Annotated in this window: 14 protein-coding genes; 4 read left to right on the forward strand and 10 right to left on the reverse strand. The window is 62.6% G+C overall.

The genetic code is table 11. The annotated features are described in order from the left end of the window. Positions 1–643: 643 nt before the first annotated feature. The 3 genes from ffh to ftsY form a co-directional block, all read right to left on the reverse strand. Positions 644–2,062 (reverse strand): signal recognition particle protein, encoded by a 1,419-nt coding sequence (ffh, locus tag F8D48_RS06830; protein ID WP_151430694.1) that lies wholly within the window; start codon positions 2,060–2,062, stop codon positions 644–646. Positions 2,063–2,085: 23 nt separating this feature from the next. Then, positions 2,086–2,736, reverse strand: a complete 651-nt coding sequence (locus F8D48_RS06835; protein ID WP_151430696.1) for a hypothetical protein — start codon at positions 2,734–2,736, stop codon at positions 2,086–2,088. A gap of 67 nt (positions 2,737–2,803) precedes the next feature. Next, on the reverse strand, positions 2,804–4,297 hold the full coding sequence (gene ftsY / locus F8D48_RS11940; protein WP_240806262.1) for a signal recognition particle-docking protein FtsY: 1,494 nt from the start codon (positions 4,295–4,297) through the stop codon (positions 2,804–2,806). Positions 4,298–4,554: 257 nt separating this feature from the next. Between ftsY and F8D48_RS06845 the strand changes: the two genes are divergently transcribed. Together F8D48_RS06845 and F8D48_RS06850 are read left to right on the forward strand one after the other, a co-directional pair. After that, positions 4,555–4,941, forward strand: a complete 387-nt coding sequence (locus F8D48_RS06845; RefSeq protein ID WP_170272765.1) for a YtxH domain-containing protein — start codon at positions 4,555–4,557, stop codon at positions 4,939–4,941. Positions 4,942–5,112: 171 nt separating this feature from the next. Next, on the forward strand, positions 5,113–6,495 hold the full coding sequence (locus F8D48_RS06850; protein ID WP_151430701.1) for a sodium-dependent transporter: 1,383 nt from the start codon (positions 5,113–5,115) through the stop codon (positions 6,493–6,495). 109 nt (positions 6,496–6,604) lie between these two features. Here the strand turns inward: F8D48_RS06850 and F8D48_RS06855 are convergent, their stop codons facing one another. The 6 genes from F8D48_RS06855 to F8D48_RS06880 form a co-directional block, all read right to left on the reverse strand. Next, positions 6,605–8,659, reverse strand: a complete 2,055-nt coding sequence (locus F8D48_RS06855; RefSeq protein ID WP_151430703.1) for a ribonuclease R family protein — start codon at positions 8,657–8,659, stop codon at positions 6,605–6,607. 21 nt (positions 8,660–8,680) lie between these two features. After that, positions 8,681–9,991 carry a S41 family peptidase gene (locus F8D48_RS06860; protein WP_151430705.1) on the reverse strand — a complete coding sequence of 437 codons (1,311 nt, stop codon included), beginning with the start codon at positions 9,989–9,991 and terminating at the stop codon, positions 8,681–8,683. An 81-nt stretch (positions 9,992–10,072) separates the two neighbouring features. Next, positions 10,073–10,987, reverse strand: coding sequence for a permease-like cell division protein FtsX (ftsX, locus tag F8D48_RS06865; protein ID WP_135970787.1), 915 nt, complete (start codon positions 10,985–10,987; stop codon positions 10,073–10,075). Continuing rightward, positions 10,980–11,867, reverse strand: a complete 888-nt coding sequence (gene ftsE / locus F8D48_RS06870) for a cell division ATP-binding protein FtsE (protein ID WP_440132288.1) — start codon at positions 11,865–11,867, stop codon at positions 10,980–10,982. The genes ftsX and ftsE overlap by 8 nt, the downstream gene beginning before the upstream one ends. Positions 11,868–11,910: 43 nt before the next feature. Further along, complete coding sequence (locus F8D48_RS06875; protein WP_151430707.1) at positions 11,911–12,888, reverse strand: transketolase family protein; 978 nt, start codon at positions 12,886–12,888, stop codon at positions 11,911–11,913. Positions 12,889–12,902: 14 nt separating this feature from the next. Next, positions 12,903–13,736 (reverse strand): transketolase, encoded by an 834-nt coding sequence (locus F8D48_RS06880; protein ID WP_151430709.1) that lies wholly within the window; start codon positions 13,734–13,736, stop codon positions 12,903–12,905. A 644-nt stretch (positions 13,737–14,380) separates the two neighbouring features. On the opposite strand from F8D48_RS06880, the gene F8D48_RS12270 reads away from it, so the two are divergent. Both F8D48_RS12270 and F8D48_RS06890 read left to right on the forward strand, forming a co-directional pair. Beyond that, positions 14,381–14,803 carry a zinc-ribbon domain-containing protein gene (locus F8D48_RS12270; RefSeq protein ID WP_205717347.1) on the forward strand — a complete coding sequence of 141 codons (423 nt, stop codon included), beginning with the start codon at positions 14,381–14,383 and terminating at the stop codon, positions 14,801–14,803. A 190-nt stretch (positions 14,804–14,993) separates the two neighbouring features. Next, positions 14,994–16,337 carry a zinc-ribbon domain-containing protein gene (locus F8D48_RS06890; protein WP_151430713.1) on the forward strand — a complete coding sequence of 448 codons (1,344 nt, stop codon included), beginning with the start codon at positions 14,994–14,996 and terminating at the stop codon, positions 16,335–16,337. 103 nt (positions 16,338–16,440) lie between these two features. On the opposite strand, the gene F8D48_RS06895 is transcribed toward F8D48_RS06890, so the two are convergent. After that, entirely contained in the window at positions 16,441–17,436 is a 996-nt protein-coding gene (locus F8D48_RS06895) for a PDDEXK nuclease domain-containing protein (RefSeq protein WP_151430715.1), read from the reverse strand. Between the last annotated feature and the right edge of the window lie 9 nt (positions 17,437–17,445).

A 17,445-nucleotide genomic window follows, 5' to 3' on the forward strand; every position in this document is an offset into this window, starting at 1 on the left:
CTTCGTCCCCTGCCCCCTTCGCTTTTTCGCCTACCCTCCTGCCCCCGCCAAAGCCAGCGCTGTCCTTTTCCGGCGCAAAATGTCGATCTGCCCGTGCACACCGTCATTTCGGGGCACATTTCTCCTCGAAGTGGCGCCGATAGCGGCCTTTTCCGACCCAAAATGACGATCCGCCCGGGCACACCGTCATTTTGCGGCAGAAAAACGCACAGACTGGACCCATCGGCGGCTCCCTTCGCCAGAAATCAACGGTCTGCCCGTGCACACCGTCATTTCGGGGCGCCGAGGACACTGCCGCCCGCGAGAACGCCTTCCCGTAGTCCATCCCGAAACACCTCGCAGTCTCGCTGCGGATTTCCATCGAATGCCTCATCGCCCCCCTTCCCGAAACAAGTGGGACTGGAAACTTTTGTTTCCAGTCCCACTATCGGGGCTCAGTTCAATCCGACACCCCCCCTTTTTTTTCTCTGACTCTACGGCCTCCCCACAGCGCACTCGACCGCCGCGCTCGCCGAGGCTGCTCACTCCAGCATGTCGAACGCGGCGACTACGTCCGTACCGACTAAAACCCGCGAGATACGGGAAAGCCATGGGCAAATCGACGCCGCCGCGGAGAAGGCCCACGCCGAGTCCACCCCGGAAGTTACTGCCCCATCATGTCCTGGATCTTCTTCAGGTCCTTCATGGACATGCCGCCCATGCCGGGCAGCCCCAAGCCGCGGCGGCGACGCCCCTTGCCCTTCTTCCCCTTCTTGCCGCGGCCACCCTCCATATCCATGCCGGCGGTGGCCTGCCTCACCATCTTCTTGGTCTCGTTGAACTTCTTCATCATCTGGTTCACCGCCGTCACGCTCACACCGGCTCCCTTGGCGATGCGGGCACGGCGGCTGCCGTTGAGCAGCTCGGGGTGCGCGCGCTCCTCGCGGGTCATGGAATTGATGATGACCTCCATGGCATCGAGCGCCCCCTCGTCCACCTGGCCCGAGGCCAGGGCCTTGTCACCGCCGGGCAAGGCGCTCACGAGCTTCTGCACGCCGCCCATCTTGCGCATCTGGGCGTTCATCATCACGAAGTCGTCTAAGGTGATGTGGCCGCGCATCATGCGCTCGGCCTCCAGCTCCTCTTCCTCGGCCTGCTGCACGCGCACGGCATTCTCGATGAGGGACACCACGTCTCCCATGCCCAGGATGCGCTTGGCCATGCGGTCGGGGTGGAACACCTCCAGGGAATCGGGCTTCTCGCCCGAGGAGATGAACTTGATGGGCTTGCCGGTCACCTCGCGCACGGACAGGGCGCCGCCGCCGCGGGCGTCGCCGTCCATCTTCGACATGATGACGCCATCGAAGTCCACGGCGCTGGCGAAGGCCTCCACGACGTTCACCACGTCCTGGCCGGTCATGGCGTCCACCACCATGAGGATCTGGTCGGGCTTCACGGCCTCCTTGATGGCCTGGGCCTCGGCCATCATGTCGTCGTCCACGTGCAGGCGGCCGGCCGTGTCGATGATGACCACGTCGCGCAGGTTGTCGATGGCGTCTTGGATGCCCTCCCTGGCAATGGCCACGGGATCCTTGCCGTCGCCGCGGTACACGCGCACGCCGATCTCGTCGCCCAAGGTCTGCAGCTGGTCGGCGGCGGCGGGGCGGTACACGTCGCCGGCAATGAGCAGCGGGGAATGGCTCTCCTGCTTCAAACGGTAGGCCAGCTTGGCCGCGGCCGTGGTCTTGCCGGAGCCCTGCAGGCCCACGAGCATGATGACGTTGGGAATGCGGCTGCCCAGCACGAGCCGCGAATCGGTGCGGCCCAAAAGCTCGGTCAGCTCGTCCAGCACGATCTTCACGACGTTTTGGGCCGGCGTGAGCGAATCGAGCACCTCGGCGGCCAGACAGCGCTCCTTGGTGCGGGCCACGAAGGCCTTCACCACCTTGAAGTTCACGTCGGCCTCCAGAAGGGCCAGGCGAATCTCGCGCATGGCAGCGTTAATGTCGTCCTCGGTCAGACGGCCCTTCGACCGCAGGCCGGAGAAGATGCCCTGAAGGCGTTCGGAGAGATTTTCAAGCATAAGCACCGACTCCTGTACAACTGTTACAGATTTCTAAATTTCACTTTACTGCACATGTATGGTGTCAAACGATTGGACCACTGAATCGATCCGCCGCTCAATCTATTGGCCAAAAAAACTTCATCTATTGATTCAACAAGGACCTGCTCAACGATGAGGATATCTTCTTCGGAATACCCCTCAAGTGGCATAACGAGAATTCTTGTTGTGTCCAATGCCTTGAAAGAATCAATGGGCAGTTTCGACTTTCTCCAATCGCCAAAAATCAATCTGTCAAATTCAACATTATCGGACCAGTGTTTCTTTATCCTATAGAAGAAATTCTTACGAGTCTTTCCAATATATATTTGTTTATATTCATCAAGAATCATTGCATAAATACCGTACCGCTCTTTTTCCTGAGTGAGATCGGTTATCTCGACAAAGTCAGGAAACTCGAATTTCAGTCTTTCGATTTGATTGTCAAACTGTACTCCATCCAATTGATCGTAGAAAAGCATGTTTAGATCAAAATTATCGAGGCATATTTGTTCATGTTCGGCAATATCATCTGCCGTCCAGATGCCACCAAACCTTAATGGATATTCTCCATTTCTTTTCTTGTATAAATAGTTTTCCCTAGATAACAATAAATCCGCCTCGTCCTTTTTGAAACTACACCCAAAATGTATCACGCAATCCCTCCCTCACCAAAGATCTCCATTTTCCCTGCTAATGTTTCTAATTCCAAAAGAAACGCAATTAAAACCAGCGCTTCCAGAAGCTCTTCTTCTCGGCCTCGGGGGCGGCCCCCTCGACACCCCCGGCTTCCTCGGTCGTCTCGCCGGCGGCCAGGGCGAGCTCAGCCAGCTCGTCATCGGTGAAGGGGGCGTCGTGCCCCTCTTCGGCGGCAGGCTCATCGGCAGCCTCGGCCAGGGCCTCGGCGTCGCGGTCGAGCTCGGCCAGCTCTGCGGCCTCGAGGCCCGTGGGCGTGTCCTCGGCTTCCTCGGCTACGATGGTTTCGTGGGTGCGCCGCCCGAGCGCCGCCTCCACGAGGTCGCCGTCGGCGGGCTCGGCCTCGATCTCGTCGGCCGCCTCCACAAGCGCCTCTTCCACGTCGCCCTGCTCGTCGAGCACCGCGGCCGCCTCGGGTGCAGCCGCCTCGGGAGTCTCAGCCCCAGCCTCGGGCTCAACGCCATCGGCCTCCGTCGCAGGGTCCTCGGCAGCCTCCGCCACAACTTCGGTCGGAACCCCTTCCAGCACGTCGCGGCGACGCTCGCCGGCCGTGACGGCCGCCTCCTTGGCGTTCTCGCCGCGCAGGCCATCCTCGGCGACTTCGAAGCGCTCGTCGAAGGTGCCCACAAGGGCGGCGGCGAACTCATGGGGATCGAAGTCGCGCAGGTCGTCGATGCCCTCGCCCACGCCGATCTTTAAGATGGGCAGGTCCAAATCATGGCTCACGGCCAGGGCGATGCCCCCCTTGGCGGTGCCGTCGAGCTTTGTGACCACCAGGCCGTCCAAATCGAGGGCGCGGTCGAACTCGCGGGCCTGGGTGAGGCCGTTCTGGCCCGTGGTGGCATCGATGACGAGCACCGTGTGCACCGGCAGCTTCGAGCGCTTCCGCACCACGTTCACCACTTTCTCCAGCTCGCGCATAAGATCGGCGGAGGTGTGCAGGCGCCCGGCCGTGTCGATGAACACCAGATCGGCGCCTGTGGCCTCGGCCCGCTCCAGGGTGTCGTAGCACACGCTCGCGGGGTCGGCGCCGCGCTCCCGGGTGACCATTTCCACCCCGGCCCGGCGGGCCCACACCTCCAGCTGCTCGATGGCGGCGGCGCGGAAGGTGTCGGCCGAGCCCAGGATGACCGCGCGGCCCTCGTCGGTGGCGGCCTTGGCCAGCTTGCCCACGGTGGTGGTCTTGCCCGTGCCGTTGATGCCCACGAACAGCACCACGGCCGGGCCACCGCCGAGGATGTCGGCGCCGCCCTCGGTGAAGGTGGCGGCGATCTCGTCGTTCAGCAGATCGAGCACCGCGTAGGCATCGGGCAGGGCCCGGCGGGTGGCCAAATCGCGCAGGCGCTCCACGATGTCGGCCGCCGCAACCCCGCCCACGTCCGACAGGATGAGCGTCTCCTCCAGGCCGTCCCAGAACTCCTCGTCCAGATCGGGGCCGCGGTCGAGCAGGACGTTCATCGACTCCTTGAATTTATGACGCGAGCGGCTCAAGCCATCGCTGATACGATCGAACAAGCCCATGGGGCACTCCTTCACGCTTTGGATGCCGTTGAAATCACAATTCCTTATAGTGTACGCCATCGGGCCTGTCCCCCGGCGCGGCTGCGGCCCTTCCCCCTATTTTGGTCACAAACCTGAGTCCCGCGCCCGCCATTCCAACGGGCCGCCAACGGATCATCAAAGGGCCGTCATCAGTCGCGTGCTCCCCACTTCTTCGCGCCCCGTCAAACTCTATGATTCCACTAGGTTATTTCACCACCCCCGAAGGGAGATTCACCATGAGCTTCATCGACAAAATCAAGGATGCCGGCGAGGATATCAAGGACGCGTTCGCCGAAGGCGCCCACGACCTGGCCGAAAAGGCAGAAGACTTGAAGGACGCCGTGGCCGAGAAGGCCGGCGAAGTGGCCGACAAAGCCGGCGAGATGAAGGATGCGGCAGCCGAGAAGGCAGCCGACCTGAAGGAAGCCGCCGCCGAGAAGGCCGGCGAGGCGAAAGAGGCCGCAGCCGACAAGGCCGACGACCTGAAGAAGGCCGCGGGCGATGCCGCCGACAAGGCCAAGGACGCGGCGGCCGATGCCAAGGCCGCTGTGGCCGAGAAGGCCGGCGAGGCCAAGCAGGCTGCCGAGGATGCAGCCGAGAAGGCCAAGGACGCCGCCAAATAGCGCCCCGGGCCGCCCCGACCGGGAAACGGCTTCCCCACCTGAGGCCCCAGGGCCCCGAGATCGCGACATTTTGTCGGGTCTCGGGGCCCTTCTTTCTGGTAGCATAGCCAAATTACCGCATGCTCCGACGTCTGGCCGCTGCGCCGGCGTCCCACCCCTGAAGGAGACCCCATGGAACGCGAGCGCTTCGGCAGCCGCCTCGGCTTCATCCTCATCTCGGCCGGCTGCGCCATCGGCCTAGGCAACGTCTGGCGCTTCCCCTACATCACCGGCGAGTACGGCGGCGCGGCCTTCCTCGTGCTCTACCTTGCCTTCCTGCTCGTGCTGGGCCTGCCCATCCTCGTCATGGAGTTCGCCGTGGGCCGCGGTTCCCAGCGCTCCATCGCCCGGGCCTTCAACGAGCTGGAGCCGGCCGGCACCCACTGGCACAAGTACAAGTGGGTCGGCGGGGCCGGCTGCTACCTGCTCATGATGTTCTACACCACCGTGGCCGGCTGGATGCTCGCCTACGTGCCGAAGATGGCCACCGGCCAGTTCGTCGGCGCCGATGCCGCCCAGACCCAGGCCATCTTCAACGCCATGCTGGCCGATCCGGTAGAAGTGGTGTTCTGGATGGTGCTCACCTGTGCCATCGCCATCCTCATCTGCTCCATGGGCGTGCAGAAGGGCGTGGAGCGGGTCACGAAGGTGATGATGCTCGCGCTTCTGGCCATCCTCGGCGTGCTTGTGGTGCGGGCCCTCACCCTGCCCGGCGCGGGCGAGGGCGTGTCCTTCTACCTGCTGCCCGACTTCTCGAAGATCTTCGCCACCCCCGACACCTTCTTCGAGGCAGCCTACGCGGCCATGGGCCAGGCGTTCTTCACCCTGTCCATCGGCATGGGCTCCATGACCATTTTCGGCAGCTACATCGACAAGCACCGCTCGCTCATGGGCGAGGCGGCCACCATCGGTGCCTTGGACACCGGCGTGGCGCTCGCCACGGGTCTCATCATCTTCCCTGCCTGCTTCGCCTTCGGCGTGGCCCCCGATTCGGGCCCGGGCCTGGTGTTCATCACCCTGCCGAGCGTCTTCGAGCAGATGTGGCTCGGCCAGGTCTGGGGCACGCTCTTCTTCGTGTTCATGAGCTTCGCGGCGCTCTCCACGGTCATCGCCGTGTTCGAGGGCATCCTGCGCTTCTCCATGGACCAGTGGGGCTGGTCGCGCAAACGGGCGGTCATCGTGAACCTCATCGCCATCCCGCTTTTGTCCCTGCCCTGCGCGCTGGGCTTCAACGTGCTCTCGGACGTGGTCATGCCCGGCGTGGGCGACATCCAGACCGTGGAGGACTTCCTCGTGTCAAGCAACATCATGCCCTTAGGCTCGCTGGTCTTCGTTCTGTTCTGCGTGAGCCGCCGGGGCTGGGGCTGGAAGAACTTCCTCGCCGAGGCCAACGAGGGCACGGGGCTCAAATTCCCCAGCTGGCTGCATAACTGGATGCGCTTCGGCGTGCCGGTGCTCGTGGTCATCATCCTCATCATGGGCTGGATCCCCATCGTCACGAGCTGGATGGCGTAGAACGCCCCACCGACAGCTCCCTGCGAGGAGGGCCACTGCGCTCGCACAGCCGCCTATCGCCTTATTCTCGCGGAGAACACGGCGATAGGCCCCGTGGACCGTGCAACTCTCAGGACCTCCCTGCGGCCAGGGCAAACTCCAGGGTCCGCGTGGCCGGATCGGCCGTCTTCAGCACCACGGGAATGCGCTGGCCCAAGCGCCACGACCGGCCGCTCTCCTCCCCGGTGAGCGTATGGCGCACCGGGTCGAAGGCGAAGTACTCCTCGCCGAGGGCCCGCACCGGCAGCACCCCCTCGGCCGTGCAGTCGAGGCGCACGTAGAGGCACCAATTGGCCACCCCGCTCACCACGGCCGAGAAGGCCTGACCCGTAAAGGCCCGCAGGTACTCCACCATCTTCAGCTCCTGGGATTCCCGGGCCGCCGTGTCGGCCACCCGCTCCATGTCCGAGGAGTGCTCGGCGATCCAGGGCAGGGCCGCCACCTCCTGGTCGAAGCGCTCGGGACGCCGCGTGAGAGCCGCGCGCAGCATGCGATGCACCACCAGGTCGGGATAGCGGCGAATGGGGCTCGTGAAGTGGCAGTAGGCCTCGCTGGCCAGGCCGTAGTGGCCGTCGTTGACGGGCCGGTACACGGCCCGCTTCATAGCCCGCAGAAGCAGGGAGCTTGCCAGCTCGCCCTCGCTGCGCCCCGCACTGGCCGCCAGGATCCCCTGGATGGCCCTCGGGTCGGCCGCCAGGAGCCGCCCTTCCAAAGATCGCTCGAACCAGGGAAACTCCTGGAAGATGGGGATGAGGGAGCCCAGCGCATCGGCCGCAGGGGCCTCGTGCACCCGGTACAGGCAGGGAAAGCCCCGCGCCTCCAGGAAGGCCGCCACGGTCTCGTTGGCCAGGATCATGGCCTCCTCTATGAGGCGGGTCGCGTCGGTCTTGCGGCGCACGACGATATCCACGGGCACCCCCGCGTCGTCGAGCACCACCTTGGCCTCAGTCGTGGCGAAGTCGATGCCGCCGGCCGCCGCCCGGGCCGCCTCCCGCCGCTTCGCGATCCTCGAGGCGGCCGCGAGCCGCGCCACGAGGGCGCCGTCCTCGGATGCCGGGCCGCCGCCCGCAGCCGCCTCCCCGGCCGCTGCGCCCGCAGCGGCCAACAGCTCGTCGGCCTCGCCGTAGGACAGCCGCGCCCGGGAGCGGATGAGGGCCGGGTACAGCTCGAAGCGCACCACGTCCCCCCGCTCGTCCAGAAACAGGTCGCAGGTCACGGCCCGGCGATCCTCATCCGGCGCCAGGGAGCACAGGCCGTTGGAGAGGGTCTCGGGCAGCATGGGGATCACCCGGTCGGCCAGATACACGCTCGTGGCCCGGCGCCGGGCATCCAGATCCACCGAGGAGTTCCAGGGCACATAGTGGGACACGTCGGCGATGTGCACCCCGAGCCGCCACAGGCCCTCGTCCCTTAGGTAGTCCACCGACAGGGCGTCGTCGAAGTCCTTGGCGTCGGCCGGATCGATGGTGAACACGAAACGGTCCCGCAGGTCGCGGTAGCCGGCTGCGAGCGCCCCGGTCTCGTCCAGCACGGCCGCGTCTGCCTCGGCAAGAGCCCCTTCCGAGAAGACGGTCTCCAGCTTGTGGCGGCCGATGATGAGGTCGATGCCGGCCCGGGGCCCCTGGGCCTTATCGGCGATGACTTCCTCGATGTGGCCCGTGGCCGCCGTGCGGCGGGTGGGGAACTGGGCGATGCGCACCCGCACGAGGGCCCCGTCGGGCACCTCCGGGTAATCGGCGCGCAGGGTGAACACGTCGTAGGGGATGCGCGGGTCGGCCGGCACCACCACGCCGAAGGGCTCGGCCACCTCGTAGCGGCCCACCACCGTGTCGTGGGCCCGGTCGATCACCCGGAGCACCCGCGCCGCGGGCAGCCCCGCGCCCCCATCGCCCTCGCTGCGGCCCTCGCCCCGCCGGCCCTTCTCGGCCCCCTTGCGGGCCATGGGCGCCACTTCCACCAAATCGCCGTCGAAGGCGCCGCCCATGGCCGTGGCGGGAATGAAGTACTCCCCCTCAGCCGTGCGCACGAAGCCGTAGCCCTCGGCCCGCGACAGGAGCACGCCGGTGGGATTCGCCTGGGGCTTGCGTCGAGTGGGGCGCCGCCCGCGGCTCTTCTGCCTGCCCATGCCAGCCTCCCTTCCCGGCCCCTAGACGGCCGGCACGAGGGAACGGGCGGTGTCCACGGCCACGAGCATCTGGGTGTCCTCCCCCTCGGTGCTGCCGTTGGCCACCCCCACCTGGGGCACCACGCCCACGCCGTCGATGGCCTGCCCCTGGGGCGAGAGGTAGTAGGCGGCCGTATAGCGCACCGCGCCGCCGAAGTCGAGCTCGCGCACCACCTGGACCGAGCCCTTGCCGAGGGAGGTCTCCCCCACCACCTGGGCCCGCTGGTTGTCCTGGAGGGCGGCGGCCAGCACCTCGGCGGCCGCGGCGGTGTACTGGTTCACGAGCACCACCACCGGCGCCTCGGTGACCACCTTGCTGCCCGAGGGCACCGACTTGGGGGTGATGCCGTCGTTGGTCTGGATCTGCACGAGCACGCCCGAGGGCACGAACAGGGCCGCCACGTCCACGGCCTGGGTCAGATACCCGCCGGGGTTGTCCCGCAGGTCCAGCACGAAGGAGGTGGCCCCCTGAGCCGTGAGCCCCTCGATGGCCTGGCGCACCAGGTCGGCGGCGTTCTGGGTCACCTGGCGCATCTTCACGACGCCCACGGTGCCCACCAAATCCGTGGAGAGGTTCGCCTCCTCGTAGACCTTGCACTCCAGGGTCGTGGAGAACTCGCTGCCCGTCTGGGCGTCGATGGAGGCGGGGCGCAGCCAGGTGACGGACACGTTCTCCCCCTCGCGCTGGGACAGGGCGTTCACCACCTCGGTCATGGACCAGGCCGTGGTGTCCTCCCCGGCGATGGCGTTCACGAAGTCGCCCTGCTGCACGCCCTTGGCCTCGGCCTCAGAGCCCTCGAAGACCCCGGCCACATAGGCGCGACCGTTGTAGTCGGCGAAGATGACGCCGATGCCGGCGTAGCTGCGACTCGTGGATTCCTTGATGTAGTTGTTGTACAGATCGGGGTTGTAGTAGGAGGCGTAGGGGTCGCCCGTGGACTTCATCATGTCGGCCAGCATGGAATAGGTGGCCCCGGTGAGATCCACCTTGTCCAGGCTGTAGGTGCCCAGGATGTCCTCCACGTCGGCCACGCGCGCGCTCACGGACTCGTAGGTGTCCTGGGCGGCGGCCTGGGAGAGGCTCGCGGCCTCCTCCTCAGTCACGGGAATGCCCCAGCTGGCCACGAGCGCCGTCTGGCTACGCAGCACGAAGCCGGCGCAGAAGGCCACGGCCACGAGGATCACGGTGATGAACACGCGGAACATCAAGTGGTTGGTGGCACGCTCCATGCGCTGCTCGCCCCGGAACCGGGCGCTTTGGGCAATGTGGCGGCCGTTGTCTTCTCGGGCCATGGACATCTCCTTAAAAACCGAAGCGCGATCCCCAGGCTCTGCCGGAGGATCGCGCGGGCGATCGCGGTTGTGGCGGACGGGCTACACCTTCAGGTAGCGCCTCATGGCGAGGGCGGAGCCGAAGAGGCCGATGACGAGGCCGGCCACCACGAGCACGATGTAGATCATCGCATAGGTCTGGCCGCCCACATCGAGCGAGAGGAACGACAGGGCGCTCTGGAGCTTCGGGATGGCGTAGACGCGCAGCACCTGCAGCACGCCGACGGCCAGCAGCGAGCCGATGAGCGCATGGAGGGCGCCCTCCATGAGGAAGGGCCCGCGGATGAAACCGTTGGACGCGCCCACCAGGCGCATGATGGCGATCTCCTTGCGCCGGGCCATGATGGCCAGGCGGATGGTATTGTTGATGAACACGAGCGCGATGAACACGAGCAGCAGCACCAGGGCCACGCCGAGGTAGCGCACGTACTTCGTCACCGAGAACAGGCGATCCACGGTCTTCTGGCCGTACTTGAGCGAGTCGGCCGGATCCTCGGGGTTGTCGCAGATGGAGCGGAAGGTCTCGTCGCCCTCGATGGCGCCGGCGATCTCATCCACCTTCTGGGGGTCGGACAGGCTCACGTCGATGGAGGCGGGCAGGGGGTTCGTGCCGTCGAGCTGCTCGATGATCTCCGGGTTGGTGGTCATGGAGCTCTTGAAGTTCTCGAGGGCCTGGTCCTTGGTGGTGAACCCGACGCTCTCCACGCCGCCCATGGAGCGCACGGAATTCATGACGGCGTCGATGGACTCCTGGGGCGCGTCGTCGGCGATATAGGCGGTGATGGACACCTCGCTCTCGATGGAGGAGACGAGGCGCTCGACGATAGTGCCGCCCACGAGGAACACACCGATGATGAGCAGCGACAGGAAGATGGTGATGATGGAGCCCAGGGTCGTAGAAAGGTTCCGCGCGAAGCCCTGGAGCGATTCCTTGAAGAAGTAGAACAGGCTAGACATCGAAACCGTACACCCCCCGATCCTGGTCGCGGGTCAGATGCCCGCGGTCGAGCGCGATAACGCGACGGCGCATGTTGTCCACCATCTCGCGGTCGTGGGTGGCCACGAGCACGGTCGTGCCCGTGCGGTTGATGCGCTCGAGCAGGTCCATGATGCCGCGGGAGGTCTGCGGGTCCAGGTTTCCCGTGGGCTCGTCGCAGATGAGCAGCGGCGGGCGGTTCACGATGGCGCGGGCGATGGACACGCGCTGCTGCTGGCCGCCGGAGAGCTGGTCGGGATAGCTGTTGAGCTTGTCGGACAGGCCCACGAGGCGCAGCACCTCGGGCACCTGGGTCTTGATGACATGACGGCTCTTCCCGATTACCTCCAGGGCGAAGGCCACGTTCTCGAAGACGGTCTTGTTCGGCAGGAGCTTGAAGTCCTGGAACACGCAGCCGATGTTGCGACGCAGGTAGGGCACGCGCCAATTGCGCATGGTGGTCAAATCCTCGTCCGCCACGTAGATCTTGCCCGAGGAGGGCTTGATCTCGCGGGTGAGCAGACGGATGAAGGTGGACTTGCCGGACCCGGAATGGCCCACGAGGAAGATGAACTCCCCGGCGAAGATCTGCAGAGTGATGTCGTACAGGGCCGGCTTGCTGGGCTGGGCCGGGTAGGTCTTCGTCACATGGTCGAAGGTGATGACCGGGGCCCCCATGGGGGCGGCCATCTCGTCCACTTCCAGCACGGGAAGGGACTGGGACAACTGCGAGGTCATCGATGCCTTGGGATTGCCGGCGCTGTGGGCAGAGACCGCGCGGGTGCGGGGGTTGCCCTGGCCGGAGACCCCGGCGTGACGACCGGTGCGGCCAGGACTCGCCTGGTTCCGTTCATTCGCCACAGCTTGCTCCGTTCAGGTTGATAGGTACTGAGACTGAATAATTCTAGCAGAGGCCCGCTCGCGACCGCGCCTTTTCCACAGCTTCAACAATGGCCGCGGCATCAAGGCCGAAGTAGGCCAGCAGCTCGTCGAACTCGCCGGACTTGCCGAAGCGGTCGCGCATGCCCACCAGTTCCACGGGCACCGGGCACACCTGGGCGGCCAGCTCGCAGACAGCCGAGCCCAGCCCCCCCACGACAGAGTGCTCCTCGGCCACCACGGCGCAACGGGTCTTCGCGAGGGAGGCCGCGATGGTCTCGCCGTCGAGGGGCTTCACAGAGAAGGCATCGACGACCTCGGCGGACACCCCGCGCTCGGCCAGCATGTCGGCGGCAGCCAGCGCCTCGCGGATCTCCACGCCGTTGGCCACGATGGTCACATCGGCGCCCTCGCGCAGCACGTAGGCGCGGCCGATCTGAAGCTCTACATCGTCGTCGTAGACGCAGGGCACGGCGGCGCGGCCCATGCGCACGTAGACGGGGCCCGGCGTGGCGGCGGCCAGCTTGATGGCGGCTCGGGCCGCGGCGTAGTCGGCGGGCACGAGCACGCGCATGCCGGGAAGGCCGCGCATGAGGGACACGTCCTCGAGCATCTGGTGGGAGCCGCCGTCGGGACCCACGGAGATGCCGGCGTGGGTGGGGGCGATCTTCACGTTCAGGTTGGAGTAGCACACGGTGTTGCGAATCTGGTCGTAGGCGCGGCCCGTGCCGAACACGGCGAAGGAGCCGGTGAAGGCCACGTTGCCGGCCAGGGACAGGCCCGCGGCCACGTCCACCATGTTCTGCTCGGCGATGCCGCAGTTGAACAGGCGGTCGCCGTGGCCCGCGTCGGCCAGCTTCTTAGTGGTCGTGGAGCCGGTCAGGTCGGCATCCACCGCCACGACGGGCACGCCGGCATCGGCCAGCTCCGCCAGGGTGGCGCCGAGGGCGGCGCGGGTGGCCTTCTTCTGAGTCGCGGCCTCAGCGCTTGCGAGTTTCACCATGGGTACCCTACCTCCTATGCTACCGCAGCGGACAGCTCCGCCAGGGCGATTTCCAACTCCTCTGCCTTGGGCGCCTTGCCGTGCCAGCCGGCCTGGTTCTCCATGAAGGAGACGCCCTTGCCCTTCACCGTGGCGGCGATGACGGCCACGGGCGCGGCCTCGTCGGCGGCCGCGGCCTTCAAGCGGCCGAGGGTGGCTACCAGGGCATCGATGTCATGGCCGTCGACGCGCACCACGTCCCAGCCGAAGGCGGCGAACTTCTCGCCGAGATCGCCCGGGTCGCATACGTCGTGAATGCAGCCGTCGATCTGCAGCTCGTTGTTGTCGATGATGGCGATGAGGCGACCCAGGCGCTGGTGGGCGGCGAACATGGCGGCCTCCCAAACCTGGCCCTCCTCGCACTCGCCGTCGCCGAGGATCGTGAAGACGCAGCCCGCCTCGCCGGTCAGGCGCAGGCCGGCGGCGAGCCCTGCGGCCACGGAGAGCCCCTGGCCGAGGGAGCCGGTGGACACCTCCACGCCGGGCAGCAGGTTGGAATCGGGGTGCCCCTGCAGGCGCGTGCCCAGCTTGCGCAGGGTCGCGAGCTCCTCGATGGGGAAATAGCCGGCATGGGCCAAGGTGGCGTAGAGGGCCGGAGCCGCGTGGCCCTTGGCCAAGATGAAGCGGTCGCGGCCAACCTTGGCCGGATCGGCGGGATCGTGGTCCAGCACGCCGCCGAAGTACAGCGCCGTGAGCATATCGGTGCAGGAGAGCGAGCCGCCGGGATGCCCGCTGCCCGCCTCCGTGATCATAACCAGGATGTCCTTGCGGATGTCGTTGGCCTTCTCGGCCAGTTGCGACGCTTCCATGCAGCCACCTTTCCCGTAAGCTATTGGTTGCGCTCCATTGTAACCCATGAACGGCCCTCGCGGTTTCCCCAAGCGACCCGCGCACATATTCCCCGACGAGCGAGCGACTAGACGCGATCATCCTCCAACCTTTCTGAAATGGCCAAGATTGAGTGTAGCGCGAGCTGTCAATCTCATCTGCGTGCGTAAACATATCTTTCAGATAACACCGTCTGGGATATCCATGAGGCTTACCTTAATTAGCGACCCCGACGGCTCTCCGCGTTTCGAACTGTTCTATCTCGCAAAACTTTTCTCACAAACAACAAGCCACCCATTACCTGCCGACATAGACTTCTTGCAAGATGGCGGTATCCCGCAATCTATAAGATGAACATCGATAAAATGAAGTCACAAAATAATCTCGGACATTCGCACAGCTCGGTGCCATCAAACCCTCAAGGCAATTCTAAATGACCATGCTATTACGCCGGAAGCCTCAATAAAACCGGACAAGACAGAGAGGAGCCGAATTGACCGACCGCAAAAGCAGAGAAAGGGCTACGACCTCTTTACGAAGATATGGCTTCATTGCCAGCTTGGTCCGACTCTTATCGGGTACTATAGTTGCGACGCCGAGAGATTGCTGAAAATATATGTCTAGAATGAGAACGCCCGAACAATTTATCGAACTGGTTGCCGACAAAAAGCTTCCCGTGACCGTGATAGGCGAATACACGGGCTCTGGAGCACCAGTTCTTGTTCGATGCAACAAATGCGCACACGTGTGGTCTCCCGTAGCAGCCGACTTGTTACGCGGCAGAGGTTGCCCCCTCTGTTTCAGAGAAGGCAGAACAAATGCGAGCAACTTCGTCGATAAACTAGCATTAGCCCTTCCATGTGTCGAGGTCTTAAGTAGTTATGTCAAATCAAATCAAAAAGTTATGTGTCGATGCCAGATATGCGGATATGAATGGCAGGCGATCCCAAACAGTCTCCTCCGCGGTCATGGATGCCCAGCGTGCGCGAAAAAAAAAGCGTGGTGCCCAAAGGCGGAAGAGCCACGAGCAGTTCGTGTCCGAGCTTAAGAAAATAAATCCCAACATAGAAGTTGTTGGTCGCTATGAGACAAGTTCTTCTCACATTTCCGTAAAATGCAGGCAATGCGGACACGAATGGTCACCGATAGCAGCATCTATCGTAAACACGGGGCAGGGATGCCCCATTTGTGCACGCAAACGGGCATCCGAAAAGCGGCGCAAGGACACTAACTGGTTGGTGAATAGTCTCAAGAAGGTGAATCCAAACATAGAGATTGCTGGAGAATACAAGAGCAGCAAAGAAAAGGTCGCCTGCCAATGTCGGATATGCGGAAACGAATGGACAGCTGCGCCGAGCAATCTGCTCAATGGCTACGGATGCCCTAGATGCGCGAAAACGGGCACTTCGTTCATGGAGCAGTTCCTTTGTGTTTTTCTAGAAGAGGCAATTGGCGAGGACTCGGTCCTCTCACGCGACAAAAAAGCAATAGGACGCGAACTGGATATTCTCATATCCAAGTATAAACTAGCTATTGAAATAGGCTCATGGCATTGGCACAAAAACAGACTTGAAAGCGATATCGAGAAGGAATCATTATGCAGAGAGAGAGGCATAGAGCTCATCACCATCTATGATTGCTGCCCTGAAAACATAGATGCAGAGATTCCTAAAAACAGCCGACTGTTCTCTTATTCGCTCAGAGAGGAAAAGAGCCACAAAACGCTGAGAAAAATTGCTCTAGAAGCAGCGTCAATGATCGGCATCAACATCAACGATTTCAATAGCTGGGATCGGGTTGTGACGGGAGCTTCCAGGAGATCACTTCCCATGACAACCGAAGAATTTAAGAAGAACATTAGCGTCACCAGCTCAACTGTTGAAGTGTTAGGCGAATACCGAGGATCGCACACGAAAATATCTTGTCGATGCAAAACATGCAACAACGAGTGGACACCAACAGCCGGTCAGCTACTGCGGGGTCAAGGGTGTCCTAGGTGTGGAAAGAAAAAAGCAATCGCTATTGCCACTGCGGCTATTCGAAAGAACCCAGAAGAATACGCAGAAGATTTTAAGACTGCCAATCCCACGCTTACTCTTTTGAGTAAATACGCCGGATCTCTCAATCGCGTAAGTGTTAGATGCGATGTGTGCGGGCACAAATGGTCACCCAGAGCAGAGTCCGTCATACGTGGCAACGGCTGCCCGATTTGTGCGAACAACATTCGGAGAAAACCACCTGAGAGATTTTTGGAAGAACTCCTAGACGTCAATCCTCATGTTGAAATACTCGGTTCTTACGAGAAGAGCTCGAAGCCAATCGAGACCAGATGCAAGAAGTGCGGACACATCTGGCATCCGCGCCCAAGCAAGCTTCTTGCTGGCCAAGGCTGTCCTAAATGCGCCGGAAAGATGAAAACTGCCGTCAGATGCATTGAAACTGATGAAGTATATAGCAGTCTGGCTGCAGCAGCATCAGCAGTTGGACTGTCTTCAGGCGACACAATCAGCGCAGCTTGCAAGGGACGACGGAAGAGCGCAGGAGGATACCGATGGGAATACGCCACTCAATCGCAACCATAATCAAACGCACGAGTAACGTCTCAGCAAGGAAAGCTTTGTCACTTGCAACCCGGGACGCGAGCTTGCTCAAATAGCGTCTCAGCGCCGCCGAGAGATACAATTCTCACATACGCGCCATAAGATCCTCGGGGGACGGGAGCACTTTCGCATACTCTTCGGGCAGCTCGTCTCCCAATCGATATTCGCTGATGCCGATAGGGGCGTTGGTCGATTGCAGCGAGTACTCGGCCACAGCGTCGTTCTTGGTTTTGCAGAGCAACAGTCCTATGGTGGGATTGTCCAGCTCGCCGCGCAACTCTCCGTCTACAGCCGCCACATAAAACCCGAGTTGACCGTTGAACGCCGGCTTGAAGTCTTGGTTCTTAAGCTCGATAACCACATAACAATGCAGTTTTATATTGTAGAAGAGCAGATCAATATAGAAATCGTCTCCGCCAACCACAAGGTGATATTGACGGCCGACGAGGGCAAACCCCGTTCCTAGCTCTAGAAGCAGAGCCTGGACGTTATCCGTCATCGCCTGTTCAATATCACGCTCTTCCCGCCCTTGCTCGGTTGTTATGAAATCAAAGATATACGGATCCTTGAGCGCCTGCTGCACAAGCTCACTTTGCGGATCTGGCAGGGTTTTCGCAAAGTTGCTGACCTTGCCCTCCTTCATTTGTCGCTCGTAAGCGTGCACGTCAAGCTGATGCTCGAGAACCACCTGCGACCATCCGTTTTCGACAACGGCGCCAACATACCAATCGCGCTTATCCCCCGGCTCGGTCTTGTCAAGGAGTCTCACGACGTGTCCCCAGGGAATATTGCAATAGCTATTGCAATATTCCTCGCCAACCTCTCGGGCAAATTTCGCCATATACCTTAGACTGCGAGCCGAAAACCCCTTGATGCCGGGAAAAGCTGCGCGAATATCCTTGGCAAGAGTATCGATGAACGCCGTTCCATAATCCTTATTCCGATTGAGAATGCGTCCTGTCTCCCAGTACATACGCACCACAACAGCAGATGTTTTCCGTACCGCTTCCGCACGCGAACGAGCGATCACATCTACTACTTCATGCAGAGCGCTTTGATACGCGCTATCGTTAACCAACATGCCGTACCC

Origin of the sequence: Adlercreutzia muris, from assembly GCF_008831045.1 — a bacterium.
GTDB lineage: Bacteria > Actinomycetota > Coriobacteriia > Coriobacteriales > Eggerthellaceae > Adlercreutzia > Adlercreutzia muris.

Bases quoted from the DNA above. Each gene is read 5' to 3' on its own strand.
- ffh (WP_151430694.1), bottom strand. From the start codon at position 2,062: ATGCTTGAAAATCTCTCCGAACGCCTTCAGGGCATCTTCTCCGGCCTG.
- ftsY (WP_240806262.1), bottom strand. From the start codon at position 4,297: ATGGGCTTGTTCGATCGTATCAGCGATGGCTTGAGCCGCTCGCGTCAT.
- F8D48_RS06845 (WP_170272765.1), top strand. From the start codon at position 4,555: ATGAGCTTCATCGACAAAATCAAGGATGCCGGCGAGGATATCAAGGAC.
- F8D48_RS06850 (WP_151430701.1), top strand. From the start codon at position 5,113: ATGGAACGCGAGCGCTTCGGCAGCCGCCTCGGCTTCATCCTCATCTCG.
- F8D48_RS06855 (WP_151430703.1), bottom strand. From the start codon at position 8,659: ATGGGCAGGCAGAAGAGCCGCGGGCGGCGCCCCACTCGACGCAAGCCC.
- F8D48_RS06860 (WP_151430705.1), bottom strand. From the start codon at position 9,991: ATGGCCCGAGAAGACAACGGCCGCCACATTGCCCAAAGCGCCCGGTTC.
- ftsX (WP_135970787.1), bottom strand. From the start codon at position 10,987: ATGTCTAGCCTGTTCTACTTCTTCAAGGAATCGCTCCAGGGCTTCGCG.
- F8D48_RS06875 (WP_151430707.1), bottom strand. From the start codon at position 12,888: ATGGTGAAACTCGCAAGCGCTGAGGCCGCGACTCAGAAGAAGGCCACC.
- F8D48_RS06880 (WP_151430709.1), bottom strand. From the start codon at position 13,736: ATGGAAGCGTCGCAACTGGCCGAGAAGGCCAACGACATCCGCAAGGAC.
- F8D48_RS12270 (WP_205717347.1), top strand. From the start codon at position 14,381: ATGAGAACGCCCGAACAATTTATCGAACTGGTTGCCGACAAAAAGCTT.
- F8D48_RS06895 (WP_151430715.1), bottom strand. From the start codon at position 17,436: ATGTTGGTTAACGATAGCGCGTATCAAAGCGCTCTGCATGAAGTAGTA.